Raw genomic sequence first — 15,425 nt, 5'->3', positions numbered from 1 at the left:
CCGTTACTCGAAGCTGCGTGCTTCGCCGACGCCGGTCACCGGCGGCAGCGGATACAGATCGCGGCCGCTGACGAGGCTCAGCACGTTGCCGACGAGCTGCAGCGCGAGCCGCAGCACCAGCACGCCGCAGCCGAACGGCACCAGCGCCGCCGAAATCCAGGTCGGCCAGGGGATCGCGCCGGAGAGCACGTCGTGCTGCTCGTAATTCTCCAGCGCGCGCTCGAAGCCGACCTTGCAGATTAGGATGAACACGAACAAGCCGGCGAGCGCGGTGACGATCTCGGACAACCGCCGCCCCGTCAGCGAGAAGCGCGACAAGAGGATGTCCACGCCGACATGGACATGCTCACGCAAGGCGTCCGACAGCGTGAAGAAGAACACACCGGCGAGGAGGTAGAGTCCGATCAGATCATAGGTGAAGGAGAACGGACTGTTCAGCGCGTAACGCATGAACACGTCGGTCACCACCAGCAGCATGATCACGAACATGAACACCACCGCGATCACCGTCAGCGCGCGTTCCAGCGCGCCGAGCACATCTCCTGCCCGTTTGATCACCTCTAGCGTCTCCCTGTTGGATATCGGACTACCTGGCGCTTTACTTGGCGCCGCCCGCGGTGAGCAGATCGTCGAACTCCTTCAGCGCGGCAGACGCCTGCTTGCCGCGGCTGTCGAGCCCGCTCGCCCACTCCTTGCCGACGCCCTTGAGCTTGTCCTTGATGATCTCGGTGCGCGTCGCCTCTGGCAGCGGATCGAAGCTGATGCCTTCGTCCTGCATTTGCTTCTTGGTGACTTCGCCTTCCTTTTCGACGCCGGCGCAGGCTTGCGGCGTAATCGCCTCCGAAGCCTCGTTCATCGCCTTCTTCACGTCGTCGGGCAGCTTGTCCCAGACCGACTGGTTGATGGAATAGGCGACGATGAAGCTGCCGAAGCTGACGCCTTCGGTGGCGTGCTTGACCAGCTTGTCGAGGCCGTAGGAGACGACGCTGTCGAGCGGGAACAGCAGGCCGTCCATGGTGCCGCGCGACAGCGACTCATAGGCATCGGGCGCAGCCATGCGCACCGGCACGGCGCTGAGCGCACGCAGCGTCAGGTCCTGCGCGCCGCCCGTGGTGCGCAACTTCAGGCCCTGCATGTCCTTGGTGGTTTCCACCTTCGACTTGACGGTCCACACCTGGTAGGGCGGCAGCACTACGGCGAGCAGCAGCTTGATCTTGTTCGGCGCGTATTCCTGCTTGGCGAGAATGCCTTCACGCGCGATCTTCCAATAGGCGAGTGTGCCCTGGCAGCTGGTTGCGAACGCACCCGGCAATTGCGCGACTTCCGAGAGCGGCATCTTGTCGGAGACATAGGACGGTCCGATGTAGCCGATGTCGACCACGCCGGACTGCGTCAGACGCAACATGTCGGCGGCTTTGCCGATCTGCTGGTTCGGATAATAGGTGAAGGTCACCGTGCCATTGGTGCGCCTGGTGACGTCGTCCATCCAGGGCTTCAGCATCAGGCGGACGAGATAGTGACCGGCGGGGAAGCTATCGGCGACCTTCAGCTCCAGGGCCTGCGCCTGCAGCGTCGAGACCGGCAGCGAGAGAGCGAGCACTGCTGCGGCCCTGACCAGATTCTTCTTCATGTCGTTCTCCTTGACGCGTCCCCACGCCGAACGCGGCAGCGAATTGCTGCGGCGCCGTCCGGCCCTCGCTCTATTTCTTGCTTGAAAATGTACATATAGGTGAATTTATCTGTCAAGTATATGAACTATGCATGGAGCTATGCGTCGTAGACCGGAGCCGTCGAATTGACACGGCTACTTTATGAACTTTAACTCCACCTATATGAATTTATCCAACGAGGCCTCATGGGACCGCTCGCCGGCTTCACCATTCTCGACCTGACCTCGGTGCTGATGGGCCCCTACGGCACCCAGGTGCTGGCGGACATGGGCGCCGACGTGATCAAGGTCGAAAGCCCCGAGGGCGACATCGTTCGCCAGATCGGTCCCGGCCGCACGCCCGGCATGGGCGGGATGTTCCTCAATGCCAATCGCGGCAAGCGCAGCATCGTGCTCGACCTGAAGAAGACGGAAGGCCGCGACACCTTGCTGCGGCTGGCGAAGCAGGCCAACGCGCTCGTCTACAATGTGCGCCCGCAGGCGATGGCCCGGCTCGGCCTCGACTACGAGACGCTAGCCGCGATCAATCCCGCTCTCGTCTATGTCGGCGCGTTCGGCTACGGCCAGTCCGGCCCCTATGCCGCAAAGCCCGCCTATGACGATCTCATCCAGGGCGCCGCCACGATTCCGACGCTGCTTGCGGCGGCCGGCGACGGCACGCCGCGCTACGTTCCCGTCACCATCGCCGACCGCATCGTCGGCCTGATGCTGGTCAATGCGATCATGGGCGGGCTGATGCATCAGAGCCGCACCGGCGAAGGCCAGCGCATCGACGTTCCGATGTTCGAATCGATGACGGAGTTCGTGCTGGTCGATCATCTGGGCGGCCTCACCTACGATCCGCCGCTCGATCATGGCGGCTATGCCCGCCTGCTCTCGCGCTATCGCCGCCCCTACAAGACCAGCGACGGTTATCTCTGTGTCCTCATCTACAACGACAAGCACTGGCGCAGCTTCTTCGAGGCGATCGGACAGCCGCATTTCCTCGATCAGCCGCGCTTCGCCAACCATGCGTCGCGGACGAAGCACATCGACGAGATCTACGAGGAGATCGGCCACATCTTCCTCACACGCACCACCGCAGAATGGCGCGATCTGCTCGAGCGCGCCGACATTCCGGTGATGCCGATGCACACCCTGGAAACGATCCTCGACGATCCGCATCTCCAAGCCGTCGACTTCTTCAGGACCGTCGATCATCCCGTCGAAGGCCGGATTCGCCAGATGCGCGTGCCCTCCACCTGGAGCGTGACCCAGCCGGAAGCCGCCGGCCCCGCACCGACGCTCGGCCAGCATGGCCGCGACATTTTGCGCGAGGCCGGCTTCTCGACCGAGGAGATCGAGCAGCTCGCAGAGCAAAAAGCAGTTCACCTGGCCGCGCCGCCCTAACGGCAGCGCTGGCCAGAATCGCAGCGATACAGGGAGGAAACCGCGATGGCCGGACTTTATTTCGAGGACTTTTCCGTGGGCCAGGAGTTCAGGCATCCGCTGACCCGGACCGTCACGGAGATGGACAACACCATGTTCAGCCTGCTGACGCTCAACCCGCAGCCGCTGCATATCGACGCGCATTTCGCTGAAAAGACCGAGTTCGGCCAGCGCATTTTCAACAGCCTTTACACCCTCGGCATCATGATCGGCATGACGGTCTATGATACGACCATGGGGACCACCGTTGCCAATCTCGGCATGACCGACGTCACGTTCCCAAAACCGGTCTTCCATGGCGACACCTTGCGGGCGACGACGAAGGTGCTTTCGTTGAGGGAATCCAAATCGCGCCCGAGAGCGGGTATCGTCGAGTTCGAGCACCACGCCTTGAACCAGAACGACGAGATCGTCGGCAAATGCCGCCGCATGGCGATGATGCACAAGAGGCCGGTCTGATGCGTTCGATGCTATTCGTGCCGGGGGATTCCCCGCGCAAATTCGAGAAGGCGAGCGAAGGCAAGGCCGACGCGCTGATCATCGATCTCGAGGATTCCGTCGTCACGGAGAAGAAGCCGGAAGCGCGCGGGCTGACGCTTGCGATGCTGAAGGGCCGCCCCGGCCCGCATCAGCTCTATGTCCGCGTCAACGCGCTCGACACCGACCTGACGCTCGCCGATCTCGCCGCGGTCATGCCCGGCAAGCCCGACGGCATCGTGCTGCCGAAATCGCAAGGCGGCGATGACGTGCGCCAGGTTGCAACCTGGCTCGAAGCCTTGGAAGCCGCGGCCGGCATCACGGTCGGCGCGACCCGCATCGTCTGTGTCGCGACGGAGACGGCCAGCTCGATCTTCGGGCTTGGCAGCTACAAGGGCTGCTCCCCTCGCCTCGCCGGATTGATGTGGGGTGCGGAGGATCTCTCGGCCTCGCTCGGCGCCACCGAGAAAGCCTCGGGCGGCGTGTTCCACAGCCCCTATCGGCTCGCGCGCGATCTCTGCCTGATGGCGGCGGCCGCGGCCGAAGTCGCGCCGATCGACACCGTCTATACCGACATCGACAACCTCGCCGGCCTCGAGCAGGAAACGCGGGCGGCGCGGCGCGACGGCTTTTCGGCGAAGGCGCTGATCCATCCGAAACATGTCGACGTCGTCAACGCGGCATTCGAGCCGACCGAGGCTGAGCGCACCTGGGCGGAAAAAGTGATCGCGGCATTCGCGAGCAATCCGAACTCCGGCACGCTGCGGCTCGACGGCCAGATGATCGACAAGCCGCATCTTCGCGCCGCGAAGAAGATCCTCGGCCAGACCTAGATCGGAACGCCGCCACCATGATCGTTCGCCAAGCCGCAAACGTCCTGGAGATCATGGAATTCTTCGCGCAAACGAGGAAGCCGGCGACGCTTGCCGAGATCGCCGATCATTTCGGCTGGCCGCGCTCGTCGACCTTCAACCTGCTCGCGACGCTGTCCGAGAAGGGCTACCTCTATGAACCGCGGCCGCGCGCCGGATTCTATCCGACGCCGCGCTGGCTGGCGATGGCACGGATGATCTCCGAGGTCGAGCCGCTGCCGCCGTGGACGCATCAGCTGATCGCAGATCTCTCCGCCGAGACGGGCGAGACCGCATCGATCGTGGCGCCGGCCGGCGTGATGGCGGTGTTCATCGACGTCGTCGAATCCCAGGCCGCGATCCGCTATTTCGCGACCATCGGCCACCGCGTGCCGATCCACGCCACCGCCAGCGGCCGCGCCCTGCTGCTGCAATATTCGCAGGAAGAGCGCGACTCCGTCTATCGCAAGATCGAGTTCAAGCAATACGGGCCCTCGACGCCGATCAGCATCGAGGCGGTCGAGATCGAGCTGCGCAATTCGATCGCGCGCGGCTATTGCCAGAGCTTCGCCGATTACAGCCGCGACCTCGCCGGCGCGGCGATCCCGCTGCCGATCGGTGACCGCCGGCTCTCGGTCGTCGTCGCAGGGCCGGAATTTCGCATTGGTCCAAAAGTGCCGGAGGTGGCCGCGCTGATCGCACGGACCGTCGACCGGCTGCGGCCGAAGACGACCGCGGCCTAAAGCCGGAGCCTCATTCGAGTCCCTGAACGGGCGGGGTCGAAGTCTCCGCCGGCGGAGCCGGGGCAGCTTGAACTGGCTGCACCGGGGGCGTGGCTTGAGCCGGCGGATTGCTGGCAGCTCTGATCTGGCCGTTGGCATTCATCGCCTCACGCGCGCGCGGCGGAGCGCCGGTCGCGGCTGCGCGGTACGCCTCGCGGCGTGGCGGCTGCTGGTGTCTTGCCGACCGCGAACCTCTCACGCCCCATGACCTCGCGATTGAAGGACCGGCGGTATAGCCAATCACTGCACCCGCGACCGCACCGACCGGACCGAGCACGACGGCCCCGGACACGGCGCCTATCGCCGCAGCACCAGCGCGCTCCTGCGCAACGGCGCTCGCAGGCACGCCAGCCAGCAGCACGACCGCAGTGATCAAAACTTTCTTCATCGGAGCGCCTCCCTCTCGGGAGATCACTCTTACTCAAATATGGCCGCACGAGGTTTGTTCGTTGCCCAACACGGGGCAATGGCCGATGGAACTCCGGCAATTCAAAGACCCCCGCCGCCAGTCGCGGTTCCAGCGGACGCAGTTCGGCGCAACTACGGCGCGATCTTGTCGCTGGTAAATCCATTACCATCGAGCGCACGACGCAGGGTCCCGTCTACCTTGGCTTCATCCAGGAAGCGCGCCGCCCAGGCCTTCGCCACGGCCTTGCCCTTGGGAACGACCACGACCACGCCGGTCGATTGAATAACTTCGTCCAGCACCTTGGTTCCGGGCAGCTTTCGCGAAAGGTCTTCCAGAGCTCCCATGCCCATCGCCAGAGCATCGAGCTGCCCCTTGCCGATCAATTCGGCCGCCTCTTCCGGCTTCACGAACTTTGTCAGCTTCGCCTGCATCAGCGATTTCTCGACCGTACGTGACGTCGATGTCCCTTCGATGCAGCCGACCCGCATGCCGGCGCGATCGACATCCGCAACGATCAGGATGTCCGAACCGGCCCGCACGAGATAGCCGCTCATATAGGCGACGTAAGCAGGCCCCTGGTCCACGAACGCCTCGCGCTTGACGTCCGCCGGCATGAAGGAGAGATCCCAGACGTCCTTGCTGCCGGCCGCGGCGATCTCGTCGGAGCTCTGATATTCGACGAGCTGGAGCGGAACGTGCAGCTTGTCAGCGGCGGCCCTGGCGAGCTCGACCGTGACGCCGCGCGGCTTTCCGGTCGAAGGATCGCGCGTGGTCCAGAAGGCCGACGCGGCCGGGCCGACGGCCACCGCTACGCGGAGCGCTCCCGTCGGCGCGATGTCCACGGGGCCTTCGGCCTTTGCAACGGTGATCGCAAAGGCCAGACTCAACGTGGCGATCACAGCATGCCGCAACATGAGCACCTCCCGACGCGATACTTGGCTGCAGGGATCGGTTAAACGATCTTGATCGACATATCAGGCAGGCCCTCGAGCTTGCACAGCAGCACGTCGCCCTTCACCACCGGGCCGACATTCTCTGGCGTGCCGGAATAGATGATGTCGCCAGCTTTCAGCTCGAACGCTTCGGAGAGCTTTGCGATCTGCTCGGCAACGCTCCAGATCATCTTGCTGAGATCCGAGTTCTGTTTCACCGTGCCATTGATCGCCAGCGAAATGGCGCCCTTCTCGAAATGGCCGGTCTTGCTGGCCGGATGGATCGGCCCGATCACCGCGGCGTGGTCAAAGCTCTTGCCGATCTCCCAGGGCTTCTTTTCCGCGGCCATGCCGTTCTGGAGATCGCGCCGGGTCATGTCGAGGCCGAGCGCGTAGCCATAGACGTGATCGAGCGCCTTGTCGGCCGGAATGTTGGTGCCTCCCGATTTCAGCGCGGCGACCAGTTCGACCTCGTGATGATAGTTCTTGGTCAGCGACGGATAGGGATGGTCGGCGACCTCGCCCACCGCAACGTTCTGGATAGCATCCGTCGGCTTCTGGAAGAAGAACGGCGGCTCGCGGTTCGGATCCGAGCCCCGCTCGATCGCGTGCGCGGCATAGTTGCGGCCGATGCAGTAGATGCGGCGGACCTGGAACACCTGGGTCTCGCCGACGATCGGGATCGCGACCATCGGCACCGGGAAGATCGGCTTGGGTGCGGCCTGCGCCGCAGCCGGCGCCGCCTCAGTAAGGCCTGCCGCTGTCATCGCGGCCGCGGCAGTGAGCACGCTGCGTCGCGTGGTTTTTGTCATGGCTTCACTCCCTGATATTTGCCGTTTCTTGTCGAACGGTAGTCTTAGAGCCAAATGCAGGGCGGGCCAATGGCCCGCCCTGTGCATCTTAAGTCGCGACGCGATCGAAGAACGCGCGAACTTTTTGCGCGCAGACGTCCGGGTCAGTCGCGGCGACGTGATAGGAATCGCCCGGCAGCACTTCCAGCTTCGAGCCCAGAATCGTTTCCTGCCATGCCTTCACGGAGGCGACGTCGCCAAGACCGGAGCCGGTCGTGGTGATCACCAGCGTCGGACGCTTGATGGACGGAAGTTCGCCGGTGACGTCGACCGTCGGCACCATCTGTAGGAATGCCTCCAGCGTCGAAGCCTTGGTCTTCGACATCAGCTTGATCCACCAGTCCAGCGCCGGCGGCGGCAGCGAGGAGCCGAGGCGGCCGGCCGTGGTCTCGCGCACCCAGGGCTCGACGCCCTGCTCGCGGATCTGCTTGCGCCAGGTCGGCGCCCGCTCGTTGAACGAGGTGAGCGAGGCCGGCGCACCGACCGCGGCGACTGCGATCACGCGATCCGGGTGTTTTGCGGTCAGGTGCATCGCCAGCGTGCCGCCGATCTTGCCGCCAACCAGGAAAACGCGATCGAGCTTCAGCACGTCCAGCATCCGGATGATGTCGTCGCCAAGGCCTGCGAAGCGGTAAACGTAGTCGCCCTGCATCGGTGTCGAATCGCCATAGCCGCGCAGGTCAGGCCGCACCACCAGATGATGCGTGGCGAAATACGGCACCCAGCGCCGGAACGCCTCGCCGCTCTCGGCGAGCCCGTGCAGCATCACGACCGGCGGTTTGACGTCCCATGGCAGCAGATAATCGTCGATGCGAACCGCAAGCTCGCAATCCTCGCTGACACCGATCTTCCGCAGTTCGCTAGCCATTAGATACACCTCGTTCCACCGCCATCGACATTGATGCAGGTACCAGTAATGAAGGACGCGCGGTCTGAACAGAGGAACGCGACGATGCCGGACACCTCGTGCGGCTGCCCGACGCGGCCGAGCGGAACCGAGGCGATCGCCGCAGCATTGGTCGCGCCCTGATCCTGGCCCGAGATCGCCGCACCTTGAGAGATGAGGCTGTCCCAGCGGTCGGTCTGCACCGGTCCGGGATTGACGCCGGTGACCAGCACATTGTCCGGCGCGCATTCCTCGGCGAGCGCCAGCGTGAAGTTCAGCAGCGCGGCATTGACCGCGCCGCCCGCCATATAGGCCGCGCGCGGCTGGTGGCCGCTGCGGCCGATGATGTTGATGACGCGGCCCCAGCGGCGGTCGCGCATTTCCGGCAGGACATTGCGCGCACAGCGCATGTAGCCAAGCAGCTTCAGCTCGATCGACTTGGCCCAGGTCGCATCCGGCGTCTCCGCGATCCGGCCCATCGGCGAGGCGCCGGCGTTGTTGACGAGGATATCGATGCGGCCGAAGGCCTCGCGCGCGGTGGTCATTGCACGGGCGATGTCGTCAGGCTTGGTCATGTCGCCGGCACAGGCAATCACGCGCCGGCCGGTGTCCCGCGACATCTCTTGCGCCGCCGCCGCAAGCCGCTCGGCGTCGCGCGCGACGATGACGACATGCGCCTGCTCGCGCGCGAGTTCGGCGGCAATGGCACGACCGATGCCGACGCTGCCGCCGGTCACGACGGCAACCTTGCCGCCCAGGTTCAGATCCATGACGCTACCCTAACTCGCTAATCGACCGTGGCGCCGGAGGCCTTGACGAGCTTGCCCCATTTTGCGGTTTCTTCCGTCATGAACTGACCGAATGTGTCGCCGAAAACGGTGCCGGGCTCGGCCCCGAGTTCAGCGAGCCGCTTCTTGACATCCGGCATCTTCAGAATGGTCTCGAGCTCGCCGCTCAGCTTGGCGAGCGCGGGCGCAGGCGTCTTGGCCGGCGCCACCAGTCCGAACCAGGACGAAGCCTCGAAGCCGGGAATGGTGTCGGCCACGGTCGGCACGTCGGGCAGTGCTTCCGCACGCTTGGTACCGGCAACCGCGATCGCATTGATGGCCTTGCCCTGCACCTGCGGCAGCACCGCGGGCATGTTGTCGAACATGAAGGGGATCTGGCCCGCGAGCAGGTCGTTCATCGCCGGCGCCGCGCCACGATAGGGCACGTGGACGATGTCGACGCCGGCCATGCTCTTGAGCAATTCGCCCGCCAAATGATTCGTCGAGCCGATGCCGGACGAGCCGAAATTCAGCGAGCCCGGCTTGGCCTTGGCCAGCGCGATCAGTTCGCCGACGTTCTTCGCCTGCACCGACGGATTGACAACCAGCACGATCGGCACCGAGGCGATCAGCGCCACCGGCGCAAAGGCTTTTGCAGGATCGAACGGCAGCTTCTTGTAGAGCGAGCCGTTGATCGTCAGCGGAGGCGGCGCGGTCAGCAGCAAGGTGTAGCCGTCGGGCTCTGCGCTCGCGACCGTCTCGGCACCGATATTGCCACCGGCGCCGCCGCGGTTCTCAACGAGGAAGGTCTGGCCGTTCCGCTCAGTCAGCTTCTGCGCGACGATGCGGGCGATGATGTCGTTGGACCCGCCGGCCGGGAACGGCACGATGATCTTGACGGGTCGGGAGGGATAATCCTGCGCTACCGCGAAGCCGGAGAACAGAACGGCCGCACAGGCGGCCACAAAGGTGCGTCGCATAACCCCGCGCATGGGCACTTCCTTGATGTTTGTCTTGTTGTTGATTGATTCATCACGCCGTCAGCAATGGCCTCAACTTGCCGACGTCGTCAAGCCGTTCGAGATGACCAATCTGGTCGATCAGCTTCTCGGCCCTGTCACTGCCCAATACCGGTGCAATCAGATCCCGCGTCTTGGCCGCCACGGCTTCCGTACTCAGCGGATTCTCCTTGGTGCCCGGCGGATATTTCGTGAAGTGCTCGACCTTCTTGCCATCGGTCAATGTCACTTCGACGACAGCGCCGCGCGGCGCTACCGGGTCCATCAGTGCCTTGTCGTCGGCCAGCGTCACCTTGGCGCGCTGTTCGAGGATCTTGGGGTCGTGCATCAGCGCGACGTCGTGACTGTCGTTGAACGACACGGCGCCCTTGACCAGCGCGACAGCCACGAGATGCTGGCAGTTGACGTCTGGCATCGCGCTCTCGCCCACAATTCCCATCGCATCGGTCGGCAGCTTGACCAGGATGCTACGCACGTTGTCTGGCGCGAGGCTGTGCTGCTTGCGCAGCGTCAACATCGCATCCAGCGGCGACTGGATGGGATAGCCGACCGAAAATGTCTTGATTGCGGTCTCCGTGACGTAGAAGCGACTGCCAAGCTCTTTCACCATCTCTTCCGGCTTCGGATCGCTCGACAGTGCAATGAAGAGATTATGCGTGCCGTCGAGCACGTCGTCGACGCCTGTTAAGCCATTCTTCACCATGTCGACGGCCATCACGCCGTTGCGTGCGCCCATGCCGGCGAAGTCGAAGGCCTTCTCGATATGGTCCTTGTCCTTGACCCAGCTCCAGAGGCCGGACACCTGCTGCGACGAATAGGAGATCGCGTAGCGCGTCCCCTTCTCGTCGAGCTGAGCCAGCGATGCGGCGGCGCCGAGCGCGCCAAATGTCGACGACGTTCCCTCCGCGCTCCGATGCGAGCCGCGCACGAGATCCGGGCCCAGCGCCATCAGCAGCCGGCAGGTCAGGTCGTAGCCGAGCGTAACGGCGCGAATGAAATCCTGTCCGCTGCGATGCTCGCGCTCGCCAATCGCGAGTGCAGCCGGCACGACCGAACACCCAGGATGCGCCTTGGTGACGGGCTCGAAATCGTCGGTCTCGTCGGCATGCGCACACATCGCGTTGGCCAATGCCGCGTTGACCGCCGTGGTGCGGAAATCGGAACCGATCACGGATGCCTGCTCATCACCGCCGAGCGTGCGAATATATTTCAATGCCATCTCGCCCGGCCGCATGCGTGAGCCCGACACCATCGCACCGAGCGTATCGAGAATGCGATGCTTGCATTCGAGCAGCACCTGCTCCGGCAGCTCCTGGTCGCGCGCGGCGACCATGTAGCGGGCGAGACGCTCGGTGACACCTGGGCTCGCCGCGAGAGCCGCACGACCGCCGGTCGCGGCCAAGGCGGCAACCGAACCGGCGGACTGCAGGAAACGGCGGCGTGACGGCATGCTGTTCTCCTCCGCGGTCAGGTTGCGACCGACATCCTTGCGATCTCCGCCGCGTTCGGCAAGTTCTCGACATTCCAGCAGGCGTCCATCACGCGCCGGATCGTCGCACCAGGGATGATACCCTCGGCAAGGTCCGAGAACTTGGTTTCGAGCTGCTTGTCGGTCATCGGCACCTCGACGCTGCCGATCGCATGCTCGATGTAGCGGTTGAGCTTGCGGCCGTCCTTCAGCATGATGGTGAGATCGACCTGCTCCGGCTTGATGCCTGATGTTATGACCGGGTTCACCTTGCCGCGCAGCGCGACGACGGTCGGATCGGTCACGGCCCGGTCGCTGAACTGCTTCTCGCCGCCGGCGCCCTCGACGATGGCGACCGCGACCGCGTGATAGATGCTGAACTTGCCTTCGAGGCCCGCCTTCGGCGTCTTCTTGCCGGTGAGCTCCAGCACCAGCGGATGGACCTTGAGGTCGACGCGCTCGATCTGGTCCGCAGTCACCTTGCTCTCGTTGCGGAGCTGGATCGCGGCGTCGATCGCCGGGTGCATGACGATGCCGCAGGCGAATGGCTTGTAGGTATTGAGCGCGGCCTCATAGCGTTTGCCGAGGTCGCCCAGGATCTCGTTGTAGTCCTGCTTGGTGCTGATCGTGTTGGCCCACCCGCGCTTGGCCTCGATCATGGCGTCGGACGAGGTAAAATTCTTCGAGGCCAGGATCGCCGCAAAAATGCCGCTTGATGCGGCACGGCCTGGATTGAAGCTCTTGTTCATCGAGCCGAAGGACTCGCGCAGGCCCACCGGCTGCGAGGCGGCAAGGCCGAGCGCCCATGTCATCTGCTGCTCGTTCAGCTTCAACAGCTTGCCGACGGCCGCGGCCGAGCCGAACACACCGGCGGTGCCGGTGAAGTGCCAGCCGACATCGTAGTGGTTCGGATAGACCGAGTTGCCGATCCGGCACTCGGTCTCGACGCCGAGCACCAGCGCGTTCAGGAATTCCTTGCCCGATACCGGCTGCATTTCCGACAGCGCGAGAATGGCCGAGGCCACGGGACCGGCAGGATGGATGATCGTCTTCAGGTGGGTGTCGTCATAGTCGAAGATATGGCTCGACACACCGTTGATGAAGGCCGCGTTCATGATGTCGAACCGCTCGCGCCGCCCGAACAGCGAGGCCTGCTGCGGCCCGGAGAACGGACCGAGCGCGGAGACCGCGATATCGACCGTCTCGTGATGCGATCCGCCAATGGCGACGCCGACCCAGTTCAGCAGCGTGCGCACGCCTTCCTTGCGTACATTGGCCGGCAGGTCGTCATAACTCGCGGTCACGAGATAATGCGCCAGCGCACGCGTCACCTCCTTGGGTGGCGCTGCTGCGGGAGCTGCGGTGGGTGCCTGCGCGAATGCCGCGTTGGCGCCGACGGTTGCAAGCGGCAGCGCGGCCGCCGCCTGGAGCAGGGTCCTGCGATCAGTTTGCATGGGCAGCCTCCTTGACCTTGATCGATACCAGTTGCGCTGCAAGGCGGACCGCGCTTTCGAGCGCGCCGGTCTTGGCGACGCCCGTGCCGACGATGTCGAACGCGGTGCCATGCGATGGCGTGGTGAAGACGGTCTCGAGACCCGCGGTGACGGTGACGCCGCGGTTGAAGCCGCGCAGCTTGGTCGCGATCTGGCCCTGGTCGTGATACATCGCGACTACGCTGTCGAATTCGCCGGCGAAGGCGCGGATATAGACGGTGTCGGCGGGATAAGGCCCGGTGCAGGCGATGCCGGTCTTCGCGGCGGCCTCGACCGTCGGGCGGATCATCTCGATCTCGTCGCGGCCGAACAGGCCATTCTCGCCGGCATGCGGATTGAGGGCGGCGACCGCGATGCGCGGCTTGGCGACGCCGGCCTTGCGCATCATGCGGTCGACCAGTTCGATCGAGTCGGTGATGCTCGCCGGATTGATGCCGTCGAGCGCCTCGCGCAGCGACTGATGCCCGGTCACGCGCGACATCCATTGCCCGTCGAGCACGTTCATCTCGGAGAAATAGGTCTTATGCCCGAGCAGGCTTGCGAACATCTTGTGCTCGTCGGGGAACTTCCATCCGCCGTCGAACATCGCGCGCTTGTTGAGCGGCGCAAACGTGATCGCGTCGACCTCGCCCGCCTTGGCGAAATCGATCGCACGCGACAGCGTCTCGCCGGTCAGCCGGCCCGATTCCGCGCTGGCCTTGCCGATCGGGAATTTGCCGGGATCGGTGTTGCCGAGGTCGACGAGCTGCACGGCGCCGCGGCCCCAGTTGGCCGCCTTGGGCGAGGCAATCCGCTCGACCTTCAGCTTCACGCCGGCATGCGCCATGCCCATCTCGAGCACGCGGGCATCGCCGACGACGACGAGACGGGCCGCATCCGCGAGCCGGTCATCGGACAGAATGCGCGCGACCTGTTCGGGGCCGATGCCAGTGCAATCGCCGGGGGTGAGCGCGATGACGGGCAGTTCTTTGGTGCTGGTAGCCATGATAGAAACCTTGAGTCCTTACTTCACTTCTTGGATTTGAGCGGCGGACTGAGCCCAGTCCTCGCGGTTGAATTCCCCATCCCATTTCGCGACCACGACGGCGGCGACGGCATTGCCGATGGTGTTGGTGATGGCGCGCGCCAGCGACATGAAGCGGTCGATGCCGAGCAGCAGCGCCAGTCCCTCCGCCGGCAACCCCGCGGCGATCACCGTCGCGGCGAGTGCGGCGAAAGCGCCGCCGGTAACGCCCGCGGCGCCTTTGCTGGTGAACAGCATCACCACGAACAGGCTCAATTGCTGGCCGGCCGACAATTCGATGCCGTAGACCTGGGCGACGAACATCGTGGAGAGCGGCAGCGTCAGCGCGACACCATCGAGATTGAAGGAATAGCCGGAGGGAATGACGAGGCCAGCGACTGCCCGCCCCACACCCGCCCTCGGCAGCTTCTCCATCATGCCGGGGATGGCAGTCTCCGACGAGGAGGTGCCGAGCACGACGAGCAGCTCGTTGCGCAAGAGGCGCAACAGGTCCATCAGGCGGATACCGGCGAGACGGCAGATCACGTTGAGAATGACGAAGATGAAGAACGCCATCATCGCCCAGGCGGTGCCGACCAATAGCGCCAGCGCATAGAGCGTGGCGGCGCCGAACTTCGCCACGGTGAAAGCCATGGCACCAAAGGCGCCGATCGGCGCCAAGGCCACCACGACATGCACGACGCTGAAGACGAGTTCGGTGATCCGCTCAAGGCCCGTCCGCAGCGGCGCTGCCTTTTCGCCGAGCAGCAGCAAGCCGATACCGCACAGAAGCGCGAGCACGAGAACCTGGAGCACGTCGCCGGCCGCGAACGCGCCGACAAAACTCTCCGGGATCATGTGCTGGATGTAGGCTGACAACGACCCGACATGGGCCTGCGAATAGCGCGCGACGGTCTCCGCCTGCTGCGCCGTGGCATGCGCCACGCCCGCGCCGGGCTGCACCCAGCGCACCACCACAAAACTGATCAACAGGCAGACGGTCGTCACCGCCTCGAAATAGGCAAAGGCCTTGAGGCCGATGCGGCCCACCGCCTTCATGTCGCCGACCTGCGCGATGCCGGTGACCACCACCAGGAAGATCAGCGGCGCGATCGTCATCTTGATCAGCGAGATGAAGGCATCGCCGAGCGGCTTGAATTCGACGGCGACGGTCGGAAGCAGGAATCCGAACAGTGCGCCGAGCGCGGCGCCGGCGACGACGAGGACATATTGCTCGCGCCAGAGCGGCTTGCGGCGGCGTTCGGAAACCGGGCGCGACATCGGCTCAGTCGATATGGGCTCAGACAGCGGCGTTGCGGCGATCTGCAATTTGCTTCCTCCAACGGCATCGTCGCGCCATGCGAAGGTGGCGCTTTGTTCTTGTCTTGCG

15 protein-coding genes and 1 pseudogene are annotated in these 15,425 nt (G+C 64.5%); 4 read left to right on the top strand and 12 right to left on the bottom strand.

Annotation, left to right across the window (positions count from 1 at the left end):
• Positions 1–3: 3 nt before the first annotated feature.
• Positions 4–558, bottom strand: coding sequence for a TRAP transporter small permease (locus tag AB7531_RS08690; protein ID WP_187387944.1), 555 nt, complete (start codon positions 556–558; stop codon positions 4–6).
• Positions 559–598: 40 nt separating this feature from the next.
• Entirely contained in the window at positions 599–1,630 is a 1,032-nt protein-coding gene (locus tag AB7531_RS08685) for a TRAP transporter substrate-binding protein (RefSeq protein WP_441279932.1), read from the bottom strand.
• 225 nt (positions 1,631–1,855) lie between these two features.
• Here AB7531_RS08685 and AB7531_RS08680 point away from each other — a divergent pair, with 225 nt between their 5' ends.
• From AB7531_RS08680 to AB7531_RS08665, 4 genes and pseudogenes are all read left to right on the top strand, one after another.
• Positions 1,856–3,058: a CaiB/BaiF CoA transferase family protein gene (locus tag AB7531_RS08680; RefSeq protein WP_063981376.1), complete on the top strand. Its 1,203-nt coding sequence runs from the start codon at positions 1,856–1,858 to the stop codon at positions 3,056–3,058.
• 30 nt (positions 3,059–3,088) lie between these two features.
• Positions 3,089–3,556 (top strand): annotated as a pseudogene (locus AB7531_RS08675) (MaoC family dehydratase); the annotation flags it as partial.
• Positions 3,556–4,407, top strand: coding sequence for an HpcH/HpaI aldolase/citrate lyase family protein (locus tag AB7531_RS08670; RefSeq protein WP_063986125.1), 852 nt, complete (start codon positions 3,556–3,558; stop codon positions 4,405–4,407). The pseudogene AB7531_RS08675 and the gene AB7531_RS08670, both read left to right, overlap by 1 nt.
• Positions 4,408–4,424: 17 nt before the next feature.
• On the top strand, positions 4,425–5,168 hold the full coding sequence (locus AB7531_RS08665; RefSeq protein WP_063981375.1) for an IclR family transcriptional regulator: 744 nt from the start codon (positions 4,425–4,427) through the stop codon (positions 5,166–5,168).
• A gap of 10 nt (positions 5,169–5,178) precedes the next feature.
• On the opposite strand, the gene AB7531_RS08660 is transcribed toward AB7531_RS08665, so the two are convergent.
• The 10 genes from AB7531_RS08660 to AB7531_RS08615 all read right to left on the bottom strand — a co-directional run bounded on the left by AB7531_RS08660 (position 5,179) and on the right by AB7531_RS08615 (position 15,364).
• On the bottom strand, positions 5,179–5,595 hold the full coding sequence (locus AB7531_RS08660; protein ID WP_084794986.1) for a hypothetical protein: 417 nt from the start codon (positions 5,593–5,595) through the stop codon (positions 5,179–5,181).
• A 152-nt stretch (positions 5,596–5,747) separates the two neighbouring features.
• Positions 5,748–6,530: a transporter substrate-binding domain-containing protein gene (locus AB7531_RS08655; RefSeq protein ID WP_441279931.1), complete on the bottom strand. Its 783-nt coding sequence runs from the start codon at positions 6,528–6,530 to the stop codon at positions 5,748–5,750.
• A 38-nt stretch (positions 6,531–6,568) separates the two neighbouring features.
• Positions 6,569–7,360 (bottom strand): fumarylacetoacetate hydrolase family protein, encoded by a 792-nt coding sequence (locus AB7531_RS08650; RefSeq protein WP_063981373.1) that lies wholly within the window; start codon positions 7,358–7,360, stop codon positions 6,569–6,571.
• Positions 7,361–7,448: 88 nt separating this feature from the next.
• Positions 7,449–8,267, bottom strand: coding sequence for an alpha/beta fold hydrolase (locus AB7531_RS08645; RefSeq protein ID WP_063981372.1), 819 nt, complete (start codon positions 8,265–8,267; stop codon positions 7,449–7,451).
• The gene (locus AB7531_RS08640) at positions 8,267–9,055 is read right to left on the bottom strand and encodes an SDR family NAD(P)-dependent oxidoreductase (RefSeq protein ID WP_063981371.1); all 789 of its coding nucleotides are present in this window, start codon (positions 9,053–9,055) and stop codon (positions 8,267–8,269) included. Before AB7531_RS08640 ends, AB7531_RS08645 begins: the two co-directional genes overlap by 1 nt.
• Positions 9,056–9,072: 17 nt before the next feature.
• A complete protein-coding gene (locus tag AB7531_RS08635) occupies positions 9,073–10,044 on the bottom strand; it encodes a Bug family tripartite tricarboxylate transporter substrate binding protein (RefSeq protein ID WP_063981370.1) in 972 nt (323 codons plus the stop codon).
• Between the two features lie 40 nt (positions 10,045–10,084).
• Positions 10,085–11,521 (bottom strand): MmgE/PrpD family protein, encoded by a 1,437-nt coding sequence (locus tag AB7531_RS08630; RefSeq protein ID WP_063981369.1) that lies wholly within the window; start codon positions 11,519–11,521, stop codon positions 10,085–10,087.
• A gap of 17 nt (positions 11,522–11,538) precedes the next feature.
• Positions 11,539–12,993, bottom strand: coding sequence for an MmgE/PrpD family protein (locus tag AB7531_RS08625; protein ID WP_441279930.1), 1,455 nt, complete (start codon positions 12,991–12,993; stop codon positions 11,539–11,541).
• The gene (locus AB7531_RS08620; RefSeq protein ID WP_063981367.1) at positions 12,983–14,017 is read right to left on the bottom strand and encodes a PdxA family dehydrogenase; all 1,035 of its coding nucleotides are present in this window, start codon (positions 14,015–14,017) and stop codon (positions 12,983–12,985) included. The genes AB7531_RS08625 and AB7531_RS08620 overlap by 11 nt, the downstream gene beginning before the upstream one ends.
• 18 nt (positions 14,018–14,035) lie before the next feature.
• A complete protein-coding gene (locus AB7531_RS08615) occupies positions 14,036–15,364 on the bottom strand; it encodes a cation:dicarboxylate symporter family transporter (protein ID WP_063981366.1) in 1,329 nt (442 codons plus the stop codon).
• Positions 15,365–15,425: the final 61 nt, after the last annotated feature.

This window comes from Bradyrhizobium sp. 63_E2_N1_3, assembly GCF_052076005.1.
GTDB lineage: Bacteria > Pseudomonadota > Alphaproteobacteria > Rhizobiales > Xanthobacteraceae > Bradyrhizobium > Bradyrhizobium barranii.
Note: the sequence above shows the minus strand (reverse complement) of the source record. Positions and strands in the feature narration are given on the sequence as shown.